Here is a 14900-nt window from a genome sequence, read left to right as displayed (position 1 = left end):
GTTGTCCCAATAAAATTAGCGCTACTGCCAGTAATGTCTTCAGATAAACTCAAAGTTGCTTGTGCACTGGCGCTATCACAAATTCAATTATTAGTCCTCATTTACAGCGATCTCAAGGCTAACCTCACGGCATAGGATGGTGTCATCTGTCTGCAGGAAATATCACTCAGCAGCATTACATTTTTAATAAGATTATTTATATTACCGGTGATTGATTTTTGTTTTTATCATTAAAGGTTTTTTGTAATGCACTGATTAATATAGTTAAAAACTAAACTGTAAGCTCCGAGGTACTACAAATAACATATATTGTATACAGTATATGTTATTTGTAGTATATTCAATTCGGTGGTTTTTTGATCGATTCTATAACGTTATATTTACAACTTGTTAACTGTCGCTATGAAACTCACAAATACTAAAAACAAATAAAATAATAAATAGTGTAACTAGTAATGGCTGTTGTGTTTATTCACCAACCTTTATTCAGTTACCCCAAAACTATGTTTTTTAAAACATGTACAGGAGAATTCCATGTCCTTGCAATATAAAGCCCATTCGTTAATGGCCTTAATGTTAACAGCGTCAAGTACGGCCGCATTAGCTGGTCAATTACCAACGTCAACAATCAATAATAATATCTCGACAAACCTTCAGCTTAGCGAAAGCCAAGTGTGTGGTACCGATAAAAACAAACAAGACTGGCATGCATTACAACAAGAAAATCAATTACAGTTGAAATTAAAGCAATCACTCACTAGCTCAATGCTTAAGATGTCGTCACAGCCTCAAGCGTTAGCCGTTAATGGTAATGGCGTAGATGGTCGTTATTATATCCCTGTAGTTGTGCATGTTTATGGCGATCAATATAACTGTACTGATGCAAGCGCTTATTGTTTAACAGAAAGTAAAATTATTGATGGCCTTAATAAATCTAATGAAGATTTTTTAGGTACCAATACTCAAGATGGTCCTATCGCAGCACAATTCGCTGCAATACGAGATAACTTAAATATTGAGTTTGTTTTAGCTAAAAAAGATCCTCAAGGAAATACCACAAACGGTATTGTGCGTTACCCGAATAAAGCAGGCTACGGCGACGGAGCTAAGTTTGATGCTCAAATTTCTGCTGATTCTTGGGACAACTTCAAATACATGAACATATATTTCATGAGTGATTTATATGATGACGGTACAACCAGTAGCTCTGGTGTTGCTTGGTATCCACAAATGAGCATGTCAGAAGCTGGCTTATCTCGTGTGGTTTATAATGGTAACTTTGTTGGTACCAATACTGGCGAAAACTTCCGCTCAGTATTAACTCATGAATTTGGCCATTGGTTAAACCTACCTCATACTTTTGATGGTGATGTGTGTTCTGTACATCAAGAAGCTTTTTGTGAGTTAACGGGTGATAATAACTGTGATACGCCACAAATGAGTAGTAGCATTTTGCAGAATAATGCACCGAATTGTGTAGGTGAAAGTACTAACACCGAAAACTTTATGCATTACTCTGATAACTATGCCATGTATACCCAAGGGCAAGTTAGCAGAATGACAGCGGCATTACACGGTGGTGCTCGGTCAACGTTATGGAGTAACAGTAACCTGGTTGCGGTTGGTCTAGAGCAGTACACTAGTAATACTCCACACAATTGGGATGGCACTGGTTTAGATGTCGCGCCTACAGGCGTTTTACTTAACGAATTTACTAATCTTTCGGCGTTAAAAGGTGAAACAACAACGTTTGAAGTGAATTTACCCCAAGGCACCGAAGCTACTGCTATTTATTTGAAAGGATATAATCAAGATCCTGATATGTACGTAAGTAAAGGCGTGGCACCTTCAAAAAATGGTGATACTTGGGTCGCAGATTATATTTCATTTAAATCTGCAGGCACGCCAGAGTTAGTCGCTATATCCTCGCCATCATCAACCCAGCCTTATTTTGTTACTGTAGATGCATTTACTGATTATTCTAATGCAACATTGGAAATATTATCGGTTGATGACCCAAGTTTATGTATTGGTTGTGAGCGGGTTTTCCTAGCAGAAGAAACCAACCTATCAGCAATTAAAGGTGAAGCTGATAAAAGTTATCAATTTGAAGTACCAGCAGATGCTAATCGTGTAGTTGCGGTGATAGCGGGTGGCTATCAAGGCGATCCAGACATGTACGTTAGCGTAAACTCTGTGCCAACAACTAACGTTTCAGACTGTGCACCTTTTAGTGCGCCACGCTTAAGTGAATATTGTGATTTAGGTGCTGGCGGCGGTACGGTTAACGTTATAATTGACCCGTTTTTAGATTACAGCGGTGCAACGTTTAGATTGTACTATGAGCGTAATATCGATACTTCAACTGGTTTACCTACAGCAGAAGCTAACGGTGCTTACAACGGTGTTATAAACGAAGTAATTAGCTTTAGTAGTGCTGGTTCAGTTGATGCTAATGGCAGTATTATTGCGTATAGCTGGGACTTCGGTGACGGTGGCACTAGTACTGAAGCGAACCCTAGTTACGCTTATGCAACCAATGGTACTTACAGTGCAATATTAACCGTAACAGACAATGATAATAATCAATCATCAGATTCAAGTATCGTTAATATTAGTGCAACTAATGCAGCGCCGATAGCACAAATAAACGGACCATTTGATGAGTTTGTTAATACCAGTATTACCTTTTCAAGTGCAGGCTCTATTGATAATGACGGGTCAATAACAAGTTATTATTGGAGCTTTGGTGACGGTAGTACTAGTACTTTAGCTAATCCTAGTCATAGCTATCAAACGGCGAGTACATACCCTGTTGAATTAACGATAACTGATAACGATAATGCCTCAAGTACAGTTTCAACAACGGCGGTTATTAAGTCGGTACTTGTTGATTATTGTGCAGTAACGGGTAATACCGGTTATGAATGGATTGCAGGCGTTATGGCTGGCGGAGTTTCGAATAACAGCGCTAAAGAAGGTTATGCAGATTTTACCAGCATTAATATGCCATTAACTGTAGGTAATAATGCTGTTAGCTTAACGGCTGGTGGTAATTATTCAGAACATTGGGCTATCTGGCTTGATACGAATAACAGCGGTACTTTTGAAGCATCAGAAAAACTACTTAGTGGTTTGTCTGGCAAAGGTACTGTAGTTGGTGATTTAGCTATTGATAATACATTAGTTGGTCTAACAACTCGTATGCGTGTAGTGATGAAATATGGCAGTGCACCGACTAGCGCTTGTGGTTCTATTGGTGATGGTGAAGCTGAAGATTACATGGTAACTATTGTTGATAGTGGCAATGTGGCACCCGTTGCTCAAGCCAATGGCGCATATGTTACCCAAATTGGTAATGCAATAACTTTTGACAGCTTAGGCTCTAAAGATACTGATGGTAATATTGTTAGTTACTTTTGGGCGTTTGGTAACGGTGCACAAAGCACTGATGCGAATCCAGTATATGCATACCCTGCAGCGGGTAACTATACTGCTTCATTAACGGTAACTGATAACGACGGTGCAGCTCATACTGATACAGCAAGTGTGACTATTGAATCAAATGTTCCAGGTATTGAAAATGCTTGTTTAACTAAAGCCGCCATTACAGGAGGTAGTTTAACCGCTGGACAGGCTGAATGTTTAGGTACTAGTAGCGCTATTTGGTTTAGTTTAGGTGATGTTTCAGCTCATCAAACTGTGTCTATTACTACTGGTCATGGTCAAGGAAATGTAGACATTATTTATAAAAATGGTGGCTGGCCAAGTGATAGCAGTTTTGACGGTCAATCATTAGGTAATGGCTCTACCACAACTTGTCTGTCTTTAGCTGCAGGAAGCAACTATTGGTCGTACTTAAAAGTGACTGGTGGTGCAAGTGATGCGACTATTTTAGTGGAGTTTGATAGCGCAAGTTGTCAGTAGACTCACAGCATTTAACACTAAAGTATAAAGAAAAATAGCAAGGGGCAGGGTAAATTTAAATAATTTATCCTGCCCTTTTTCTTTGGCTAATTTTTGTTTTAGTTATTTATTCAAACAGTAAAGTAAAGCTGCCTTCAATAGACTCTTTATGACCACCAGTCGAGGACAAGGAAAAGTCAAAATCGGCCTTAATATTTTTGTCAGTATTCCCAAAATCAAAAATTATGGTACCGAACTCACTTCCAGCTAAATTACTAATTTCTGGTAAGACGCTGCTATTAATTTTAGCCACGTTGTCTCTTAATATGCTGGTATGCAAAGAGGAAAATAAAGTGGTTGGAAGGTCATCAATTAGAAACTGTAACTCGAATGGGTTGCCTTGATACTCAGTGAACAAACGCAACGCTGAAGCTTCGGCCTTCTCTATTAGTGTGTTATCAGGGCTATATGATTTTACTTCAGAGGTAGCCACAATTCCGCATACTTGATTCGTACTCGGCAGGTTTTCATAAGATGAAAAACTAAGGCTTAGTTCACCATTAGAGGTAAGCTTATTTTCACTTTTCTTAGTGTAAGTGCTTGCCGCTACTATTTTATCGCCACACATACGTGCCAATCTAAATTCGTTATCATTTTGGCTAATATTTAATGTGCTGCTCGTCTCACACTCAATTCCGGCAGCATAATTAACGACATCAATATCAAATGATCCTGTTAGTCCACATTCTGATAGCGTAATCGTTTCGCTGGATAAATTTATTGCTTCGATGTATGTAAGGTTCAATCGTCGGGTTTCAACTGTTATGGTGTTACCACTACTGTTGATTGTACTGGTAAAGCTTACTTGTTCGTTAAACCAGGTGCTGCCTGAAGTAAGTCCATCAAAATTTAAGTTATCAACCTTAGGTAAATTTGACTGTGGAATATTGCCGTTGTTCTCGTTAAGGGTTTCAATATTGGCAACTATTACAGATGTTCTCTGGTCAGAAAATCCAATGACTTTGCTTGAATTTTCGAGTGTGACTTGAACGTTAATGGTACTTAATTGATCTACATTAGGTGCAGTAAAGTTAATAGTGTCAGTACCTTGACCGGTAAAAGGAATGTCCTGGCTTACTTGCCAGTTAAACTTTAGTTGTTCGACTCCCTTGCCAGTTAAATTTAAAGTTAAACGAACAGTCTCTCCTTCATTAACTGACATAGAGGTTGGCAGGGCTTGATAAGTAACCTTTGGGATCTCCAAAGGGTCTTCGTCAGTCGACCCGCCACCACAGGCAGACAACAAGGTTAAAAATGTAGTTAATATTATAAAGTGCCAAGCTCCGGCTCCCTGTAAATTCATGAAAATCCCTAAATTATATTGATATGAATACTGTAAAACGCAGCATTATAGTTATTAACTTTAGCTAGTTCAACATAATAAATAAAAGCTTATGGAATAATTAGGCGCACCCTTGTTGTAAAATCAATAGTATTCTATTTGTGATAAATGCTGTCATAGTCAATTTAAAAACTTAGTCTGATCTTAGTTTTTAAATTAGCCATAGTAGCTGTTGTGTTGACATGGCAGCGAAAAATATAGTTTAGTCAAAAAAGTATGATGCTCCTTGCTGATATTTTATTTAACTGTATGCTAACACTAAGTGGTCAGACCTTTGGTTGTGGTCAATTATTTAAGAGGCTCTAAGTAAGCAATGAAGCAACAATCCTTATATATTCAAGGTGAAGATTACCAATTACACCTTCGTCATATTTCCAAAAACTCAGCGGGTACACCTGTCTTAATGATCCACGGAGCGATAGAGAATGGCTTTATTTTTTATACTGAAAAAGGTAAAGGTTTAGCCTGCTATTTAGCTGAACAGGGCTTTGATGTTTATGTTGCTGACCTTCGTGGTCGCGGAAAAAGTACACCAACTATAAATGCCAAATCTGACTTTGGTCAATTCGAAGCGATTAGCCAAGATATTCCAATGCTTTTAGATTACATTACTAAAAAAACTAACCAAGCTATGCATGTTGTTGCGCATTCATGGGGCGGCGTATTAATGGCGAGTTGTTTAGCTCGTTACCCAGAACGTTTACCACAAGTGCTAAGTAAAAGCTGTTTTGGCACCAAAAGGTCGGTAACGGTAAGAAGTGTAGAAAAGTTTTTGAAAGTGAATCTATTTTGGAATAACCTTGCCATCAAACTAGCAAATAAAAACGGTTTTTTAGATGCCAAAAGGTATGGCATAGGCTCAGATAATGAAACGATAAAATCTCTTGAACACAGTGTTGCTTGGGTTAAAAAAGGTGCTTGGATAGACCCTCACGATGGTTTTGATTATAACACAGCCGCTAAAAATATAGTCTGGCCGCCGTCTTGGCATTTTACCGGGGTAAAAGATAAAGTTTTAGGGCATGAGCAAGATGTAAAAGGTTTTATTGCCGAGTCATATAATCATCAAGCTAAGTTTAATTTACTGTCAAAGAATAATGGTAATGCCTTAGATTATGATCATATTAATATTCTGACTCATCCACAGGCAGTTACCGATCACTTTCCACTTTTAGCTGAATGGCTAAATACTCACAACTAATTTAAATAAACGGGGTAAAGGTAAATAACTTTACTCTAAGGCCCGTTTTTCTAGATTTCTTCTGATAACAATTGCTCAAGCTTTTGTTTTCAGTATTTCTTTAACTTATACGCCGCTTAAGTGACTTACTTACTTTCAGCTAATCAAATCAGCACATATCCTATCAATAGTACGATATTACAGCGTATCAGCTCACTTATGGAGCTATGTGCCTCGGTAGATAGCCATTTCATTCGAGCCATGATACAGTTTTTGTCTTATCAAAATTAACATTTTGATTTCAGATAATAAAAGCTAAAACTTGTTCCACACCCATCAAGCAGTAGGAAGTTCATGTTTAATTTTATAAACCGTTCTATTATGCGTCAGTTAGTTGCTGGCATATCAGGCGCAGTCGCGCTGTTACTGATCATTACTTCATTTTTTATTCTTTCTAATGTAAGTGACGACACTCGCAAACAAATCACCCGCTCAATTGAAGATATAGTTAAACTGCAATCGGCAGAAGTACGTGGATTCTTTGAAGCTAAGGGACAAATTGTCCACAGTGTTTTTGCCAGCCCACAAGTTATCGACTGGTTTTCTGATTATGACCAACGGCTTTCCGATATTGATAACAACAAGCAATACCAGCAAGTCACCGAATATTTCAAATACTTCTCAACTAAAGACCCCGCTATTAAAAGTGTCTTTTTTGGCAGTGAAAATACCCATGAATATTTTGATTTAGAGGGTCGCTATACAGACGCCGACTATTACACCAATCAAAGACCTTGGTGGGCTAATGGTCTAAACCAAGGACAAATGTATGTTACCGACCCTGCTGTTGATAATAATGACGGTTCAATTTCTGCGACAGTAACAGGACCTTATTACCTACCTAATGGCAAGCTACTAGGCATTGGCGGTATTGATATTTTAATCTCCACCATAGGCAAAGATTTACTCTCTAAAATTAAGTATCAAGGCGAAGGTGAAGCCTTTTTAATGACAGATACCGGTAAGTTGGTGTTCTTTCCTGGCTTCAATACTAGTTTCTCGCCAGGTGATTTAATGCAAGATATCGACGCTAAATTTAACGATGCGTCTGGCTTTACTCAATTACAGAACCTTGCCTTGAATAGCGCGTCAGGCATCGGCAATGTTGAGTGGCAAGGTGAACAGTATAAAGTTATCTTTAATCAGGTCAGTAGTGACATGCCTAAAATGAACTGGAAGCTAGGTTTTATGGTGCCAGAAAAGCTTATTTCTGAGCCCGTGACTCAGGCTTTTTGGTCATCAAGCTTTATCGTTTTCATTATCATAGGCTTAGTCGCAGTGGTTGTTTATGTGATGGTATTACCGCTAACTAAACGTCTCACTCGTTTACAGCAAACCATGCATGATATCGCTGAAGGTGATGGTGATTTGACTAAGCGCATTGAGCCGCTTAAAAATGATGAAATTGGTCAATTAGTAGAAGAATTCAATACCTTCATTGATAAAATCCAAGCCTTGGTGAAAGAAACCGTGGTGATTACAGCCGAAGTAGGGCAATCGACTGCTATTGCTTCTTCTATCAGTAGACAAACTATCGATATTATTGAAGAACAAAAACAAGAAATTGATATGGTGGCGACTTCGGCTAATGAATTGGCGCAAAATAGTAGTGAAATATCTTATAACGCTAATTTATCACAAGAGTTGGCCAATAGTGCTGAAACTCAAGTTGCTGAAGGGGCGTCTGTGGTTAACCAAGCTACAGCCGGAATCAATAAATTAGCTGAAAATATTAGTGCCGCAGCAACTGTGGTTAATAAGCTTAAAGAAGATAGCCAGAGTATTGGTGAAGTGTTAAGTGTGATTCGCGGTATTGCCGATCAAACCAATTTATTAGCATTAAACGCGGCTATTGAAGCGGCACGAGCAGGAGAGCAAGGTCGTGGTTTTGCCGTTGTTGCTGATGAAGTGAGAACTCTGGCCTCGCGGACACAAGAATCTACCGCGAGTATCGAAAAAATTATTGATGAGCTACAAACTACAGCGTCAAGAGCGGTAACAGTGATGGAAAGTAGCCGCACAGAAGCGCAGTCTAGTGTTGAATTGACTGAAAAAGTGCAGGGGGTATTAACTGAGATAACCGGTGTTATAACTAGCATTCAGAACCAAACACAAGAAATTGCGCTATCGGTTACCCAGCAGTCAACTGTTGCCGAAGAAGTATCGAAAAGCATCGAAAATGTTAGGGCTTTGACCGAAGATACCGTGCAAGGTGCGGCTGAAATGAGTGATGGTTTGCAGGGGTTACAGACTTATTCTGAAAATCTCACGACAGTAGTGAACCAATTCAAAGTTTAGCTAGTTAGTTTAAGTTACCTAAACTTAGCTGAACTTAAAAAGCGTGTAGATATTCATCTGCACGCTTTTTTATAATTCTTTAAAGGCTTACACGCTCTTTCAACAGCTTAAACGCTTCACTATTCCTATCTTGCTCAATACAAATACTCAATAAATCATCAATAAAATGATTTAGCGCTCGGTGTTCAATTTTTCGAACTTTGTCTTGCTGTGCCGGCGTTAGCATTTGATAGCTAGTGGCAGCGCCAAAGTCGCCAAATATGATATTGCCTTGCACATCAAACAAGGTGTTATGAGCGTAGAAGTCACCGTGACAGACTTTACTGTTATGCATGTGGCTAAAGACATCTTCCATCTGCTGCACTATGTTAGTAATAAGGGTAATAGGTAAGCTAAAACCTTGTGGGAAAGTATCGCGGGTACAGCTTTTAAAACACGGTGGCAGGCCAAGGTTTTGGTAAGTTTCAGGGATCAAACTCATGATCAATGCTAGGTACTTACCTCCAGAGCTTAAGTCTTCCGTCACTTGCGCCAATGATTGTACTAAATTTGGGTGGTTGCCTACTTGCAAACATGCTTGTAATTCATCTTCGGGGTAGCCATCGCTGGTCACTTCACCTTTAAATACTTTTACCGCTATGTCAGCTGGAAATTTCGATTGTTCGCTATTCCAATGGGCTTTTGAAATAACGCCAGAAGCGCCTTGGCCAAGAACATGCTCTAGGGTATAGCTATCGGATGAAAGCTCAGGAACTGTTTTTACTTCAGATTTTTCAGTGAGACTTAACTGTGAAAATGGATTACCGGCAAAAGCCAACCACGCTAAATTAGGCAAGTTTAAAAGTTGCTCAGGGCATTCAGTTAAGTTATTTGCAGATATTCGTGCCAGTTCAAGGTTATGGGCTTGCGCTAAGCTTTGTGGTAATTCGGTTAATTGATTACCTGCTAAAGCCAGTTTTTGTAATCTCGGTCGCTCACCTAAAGAATCTGGCAAGGTTTCAATTTGATTATCAGTTAAAATTAACCAGCGTAACTTCGCGGGTAGGGAATGTTCTGCCACCTGCTTTATTTGGTTCGATTTAAAGCCAACCATTTCTAAGTTAGGTAATTTTCCTAACACTTCCGGTAGCTGTCTGAATTTATTTTGCGAAGCGAAGATCACTTTCAATTTTTTTAGCTGTGCTAATTCTGCAGGTAATGACGATAAGGCATTATTCGATAAGTCGAGTATCTCTAAGCTATCAGCCAAGGTTAAGATTTCTAGCGGAAATTCAGTTAAGTTTTCAGAGAGTTTTAACTGATTAATACCGTGAAGTTCGCCAGATTGAAGCTGAGCTAGAGTATGCAAAATAAAGCGTCCGTAAGTGTGATTAAAAACGGCGCTAGTGTACTGGAAATATTTCAATAAAGCTTCAATGATTAAAATTATTGCCCACTTGTGCAGGTTAAAATAATCCACGTCTGCGTTGCTCTCAATCCCAATAGCGAGCTATTGCTCAATCAAGCGCCTTGCCCTGATTTATTTTCTCTACGCACAACAAGCTCACAAACTTAATGAAAATGGTATTATACAAAAAAGCACCTGACTCCATTACTGAAGAAAGATGCAAAGCGTAAGGTGTTCATTTATAGCCTACATCTAGCTCCAGTAATAAAGTAGGTGTCCACATCCATGTGAGAATGGCTAATAATTATTTACAGTTGTTATTTTTGTTCTTATTGGTATTAGCTTTTCCAAACACCAGCAACACCAGGCTCTTCACCTTTAGTCCACCAGCCTGCGGTATAAGTTACGCCTTCGTGCGAAACTTTATCGCCGCCGTTATAAACTAAATCTGCGCGCCATGCTCTCACCTGACCATCATCAGGAATCACTTCTGACCATGCGCCGCTTTGATCTGGTTGCTCACCTTTAGTCCACCAGTTGGCTTTATAAGTTATTTCGTTATACACAACAATATCACCAGTATTATAAATTTTACTGCTATCCCAAGTATCATTGCCGCCAGTAGTTTTGTTCGTTACCGTTACCGTGAAGCTTTGTGACGTAACAGCTGTACCATCACTGACATCTACACTTACTGTGTAACTTGTTTCAGCAGTTACATTGCCTGCAGTTAACGTTACATTAGCGCCAGAGCCGACAAGTGTTAAACCTGTAGGTACTTGCCAAGTGTAAGTTAATGCATCGTTATCAACATCGCTTGCAGAAACAGCGATGTTAACTTGCATTGCTTCTTCTACAGTTACATCACTAATAACGTTAACAACAGGTGCGGTATTACCAGTACTCGGTGCAACGACAGTTAATGTTGTCGATTTACTAACACTTGTTTTACCGTCTGATACGGTCAGCGTTAATACATAGTTAGTATTTTGTGTCACTGTACTTGCGGTTATATCAACAGAAGCGGCATTAGTTGCTCCAACTGCTAAGGCGCTATCAACTGTCCAACTATACGTTAAGGTATCATTATCGGCATCAGTAGCTGTTGCTGCGATAGTGATCATTTGTGCTGAATCGACAGAAAAGCTATTTGCTAAAGAAATAACAGGCTTTTTGTTAATTGGTTCAACACTGCCACCTAAACCTTCATGCATTGCATTAAGGATATCACCATTATCAGCATCAATTTCCCAGGCAAATAAGCCACCTAAACCACTGGCTTTAACATATTGACCTTTAGCAATAACCGAACGTGGGCTATCGTAAGTTATTAATTTTCCTGATTGTTTATTCCAAACATAAGCAGCGTCTGCCATTTCATCGTAACCAACTTCAAAACCATTAACACCAGTACCTGCTGCGCCTACCATATGTTGAGCAAGGCCTTTGTAATCAATAATACCTGCTTCCCAAACACCCTGGGCACTAGTTCCAGTCAATTTACCAGTACCGTCAGCTGTCATTGGATTGTCTAAAATAGTGGTGTTATCTGGTGATACACCTTCCCAACCACGACCATACATTGCTGTACCAACAACAATCTTTTTAGCCGCTACGCCTTGTGCTAATAATAAATCTACCGCATTAGTGATGGTATAAGCAGGACCTTTACGTGGTTCGCCTTTATCATCTAAGCCTGTGCCGTTACATTCATCAGCACTTAAGTGGCTACCACAATTTAATCCTGTTTGATGACCGGTAACGTTGTTCCAACCACCAAAGAAATCATAAGTCATGGCAAAAATGTAATCCATAAACTGCGCGGCTGCGGCGTAGTCGACATCTTCAATTTTGTCATAACCTGAGCCTATTGCTGAGGTTAGTTGATAGGTACGACCTGTATCAGCTTCTAATTCGTTTAACATGGTGCGTAGCTCTTGCATTAAAGCAACATAAGCTGGGCCATCATTAATAGGATCACCTAATGTTGGTGAAGCACCACTGCCACCGGGAAATTCCCAGTCAATATCAACGCCGTCGTAGAATTTCCATGTTTTTAAGAATGTCTTCATTGAAGCAACAAAAACATCACGGTTAGCTTTTTCAGTGAAACCATAGAAAGGGTCTGATAAAGTCCAGCCACCAACAGAAGGTAGAATTTTTAAATCAGGGTTACGTTGTTTTAATGCCATTAATTGCGCGTAAGTACCACGAATAGGATCGTTTGAGTCAATGCCAGGTAAGGCTTTTTGTACTGCAGCCCATGGGTCATGAATTACCACTTCATAATCAGCCGAGCCAGCACAGGCTTTTTCTAATGCGCGCCAGCTATTGCCATTTTCAATTTCTTTTAACGATTCATTAGCGCCACAAATTGGAATAAAGCCGTATAACAAATGGGTTAAGTTATCAGCGGGTATTTGGCTAACATCATAACCGCGGCCGTAAATTCCCCATTCAACAAAATAAGCACCAACAACATTATCAATTTGTCTTGGGTAGCTGCCATTATTTGGATCTATGTTCATTGCAAGTGGCGCTAAATGACCGCCATCAGTATCGGCAATAACGATTTCTTTACCAGCACTGGTTGCACACACTGTGCCTTCACACAATTCGATAGTCATTTGATGACGACCAGATTGAGCATAAGGGAAGCTAATAACGCCGCTTTTGGTACCCGCTGCAAAAGTGCCTGAATTTACCATAGTGCTATCAAAATATACTTTATAGTTATCGCCACCAGAGCCGCTCCAAGAGTTCCATTTAACACTAATGTCAACTTGCTCTTTTGCCTTAACTAAATCTTTATAAGAACCTTGGCCTTCTAAGTCTACTTCTACAAAAGAATAGTTTTGCGGAGTCCAATCAATGCTTGGTGCAGCAGGCGCTGCTGCGGCGTGTTGTGATGATAGTGCTGCACTTATTGCGCACATGGTGAGTAGTTTTTTGTTCATAATGTCCTCTTATTATAATATTGCTGTTTGATGCCAATGGCATGTTCAGCATTGTTGTGTGGGTATTCTTATTGTTGGTTTTCTTAAAGCTTTACAGTTTTTTCCAAACATTACTGACATCAGGTTGTTCACCTTTAGTCCACCATTTAGCTTGATAATTAACTTGTTGGTAACTTACTACAGCGCCTTGTGAATACTCATTCTGAGCATGCCAAATTGCCGTGCCGCCATCGTTAGGGGATTCGAGTTGCCAAGCATTACTGTTATCCGGCGCTTGGTTTTTGTTCCACCATTTGGCTGAATAAACCTTGTTTTCATAGCTAACTTTATCGTTAGCCGAATAAGCTGTAGTGCTACTCCATAATGGCGCTGTAGGGTCTACCACACTGTTTTTCACCGTGACAGTAAAGTGCTTGCTGGTAGTTAACATACCGTCTGACACAGCAACACTAAGGTTGTAGTCAGTATCGGTTTCAACCATAGGAGCGGTAATCGTGATATTGGCATCATCTCCTGTGTAAGAGATCTCATTGGGTACTTGCCAAATAAAGGATAAATTAGTTTGCTCATCATCAAAGGCATGCACATGAATAGATTCAGTAGCAGATTCGGTGATAACAATATTGTCGATGTCATGGACTATCGGCGCAGTATTTACTGGTACTGCTTGGACAGAAAGCACAAAGGTATGCTCTTTATCGGCGACATAGGTGACATTACTGAGTAGGTTTGTTGAATCAAAAGCGATATCACCCTGGGGATTTTCTACGCCAATATTGAGTAAGTGGCTGTAATCCATATTTAACGATTGCGCAAAATCACTTGGCCAAGTTGCTTGATTTAATTCAGTTATCGCGAGCTGTTGGTTTATTAACTCCTGGCCTGTAGCATCGAATAACCGCAAACTAACAGTTTCTCCAACGTTTGCTGTTTGCCCCTGTTTTAGGAAGAAGCCAGCGTCAAACCAGGTGTCAGGCTGAACGTTATCTCGTACTATGGAAATATCACTACAGTTATAAAACCCTTCTCCTGCCACGTCATCACGCTGCCAACGGCTATATAAAATAGCGTCACCAACTCTATCGGCAGGTATGTTGACTTCCATCTGATAAAAACGTCTGTCATCGGCATCTTTGATAAAATCGATATTTGCGTGTGACTGCACCAAGGTGATATCTGACCAAGTCAATGGCATGGTGTTGCCATCATAACTAGGGTTACTTAAATAAAATTGCCAGAAACTCGGATTATGAGGCGTGGTTGCTAGAAATTTTATGTTGATGTCACCATTAGCATTAGGGACTACATCGCTGCGTTGCCAATGAGGTGAGGGCAGGTTCATACCTTTTTTCTTATCATCACCACCTGCACACAAAGTACCGTCGGGTATATTGGCTTTTACTGCAACTAAATTAGTAAAGTCGCGGGTATTTACCGCAAATTCATGCAGTTGCACAAATTGAAAATAACCAGAACTTAAGTATGCTGCACGACATGCGGCGTTTGGAATATTTGACCCATCTTCTGGCCACCAATAACCTTGCTGTAATTCACAAAATGCTTGGCGGGCCATTGGGCTGAACATATAGCCGTGGGCAGAAACTTGTGTACTGATGGTAGATAAAACACTGGTTAGTGCTAAACCCATAGCGATTGAGGTAACTTTTAGATGATTTTTAGACATAGCTTTCTCCTAGCGATAAATACTTA

Annotated in this window: 7 protein-coding genes; 3 read left to right on the top strand and 4 right to left on the bottom strand. The window is 39.7% G+C overall.

Features of this window, described 5'->3' with window-relative positions; translation table 11 throughout:
• The first annotated feature begins 534 nt into the window (after positions 1–534).
• Positions 535–3927, top strand: coding sequence for a PKD domain-containing protein (locus HRT55_RS13855; protein ID WP_291622171.1), 3393 nt, complete (start codon positions 535–537; stop codon positions 3925–3927).
• Positions 3928–4033: 106 nt separating this feature from the next.
• Here the strand turns inward: HRT55_RS13855 and HRT55_RS13850 are convergent, their stop codons facing one another.
• The gene (locus tag HRT55_RS13850; RefSeq protein ID WP_291622169.1) at positions 4034–5269 is read right to left on the bottom strand and encodes a hypothetical protein; all 1236 of its coding nucleotides are present in this window, start codon (positions 5267–5269) and stop codon (positions 4034–4036) included.
• Between the two features lie 352 nt (positions 5270–5621).
• Between HRT55_RS13850 and HRT55_RS13845 the strand changes: the two genes are divergently transcribed.
• Positions 5622–6509 carry an alpha/beta fold hydrolase gene (locus HRT55_RS13845; RefSeq protein ID WP_291622167.1) on the top strand — a complete coding sequence of 296 codons (888 nt, stop codon included), beginning with the start codon at positions 5622–5624 and terminating at the stop codon, positions 6507–6509.
• Positions 6510–6842: 333 nt separating this feature from the next.
• Entirely contained in the window at positions 6843–8846 is a 2004-nt protein-coding gene (locus HRT55_RS13840) for a methyl-accepting chemotaxis protein (protein WP_291622166.1), read from the top strand.
• Between the two features lie 79 nt (positions 8847–8925).
• Here the strand turns inward: HRT55_RS13840 and HRT55_RS13835 are convergent, their stop codons facing one another.
• The 3 genes from HRT55_RS13835 to HRT55_RS13825 form a co-directional block, all read right to left on the bottom strand.
• Positions 8926–10194, bottom strand: a complete 1269-nt coding sequence (locus HRT55_RS13835) for a leucine-rich repeat-containing protein kinase family protein (RefSeq protein WP_291622364.1) — start codon at positions 10192–10194, stop codon at positions 8926–8928.
• A gap of 377 nt (positions 10195–10571) precedes the next feature.
• Complete coding sequence (locus HRT55_RS13830; RefSeq protein WP_291622164.1) at positions 10572–13190, bottom strand: glycosyl hydrolase family 18 protein; 2619 nt, start codon at positions 13188–13190, stop codon at positions 10572–10574.
• Between the two features lie 91 nt (positions 13191–13281).
• Positions 13282–14874, bottom strand: a complete 1593-nt coding sequence (locus HRT55_RS13825) for a lytic polysaccharide monooxygenase (protein ID WP_291622162.1) — start codon at positions 14872–14874, stop codon at positions 13282–13284.
• Between the last annotated feature and the right edge of the window lie 26 nt (positions 14875–14900).

Origin of the sequence: Colwellia sp., from assembly GCF_013214175.1 — a bacterium.
Taxonomy (GTDB): Bacteria; Pseudomonadota; Gammaproteobacteria; order Enterobacterales; family Alteromonadaceae; genus Colwellia.
This window is presented reverse-complemented; position numbering and strand designations above follow the sequence as displayed.

Excerpts from the sequence above, each read along its gene's own strand:
- HRT55_RS13830 (WP_291622164.1), bottom strand. The coding sequence starts at position 13,190 with ATGAACAAAAAACTACTCACCATGTGCGCAATAAGTGCAGCACTATCA.
- HRT55_RS13825 (WP_291622162.1), bottom strand. The coding sequence starts at position 14,874 with ATGTCTAAAAATCATCTAAAAGTTACCTCAATCGCTATGGGTTTAGCA.
- HRT55_RS13855 (WP_291622171.1), top strand. The coding sequence starts at position 535 with ATGTCCTTGCAATATAAAGCCCATTCGTTAATGGCCTTAATGTTAACA.
- HRT55_RS13840 (WP_291622166.1), top strand. The coding sequence starts at position 6,843 with ATGTTTAATTTTATAAACCGTTCTATTATGCGTCAGTTAGTTGCTGGC.
- HRT55_RS13845 (WP_291622167.1), top strand. The coding sequence starts at position 5,622 with ATGAAGCAACAATCCTTATATATTCAAGGTGAAGATTACCAATTACAC.
- HRT55_RS13850 (WP_291622169.1), bottom strand. The coding sequence starts at position 5,269 with ATGAATTTACAGGGAGCCGGAGCTTGGCACTTTATAATATTAACTACA.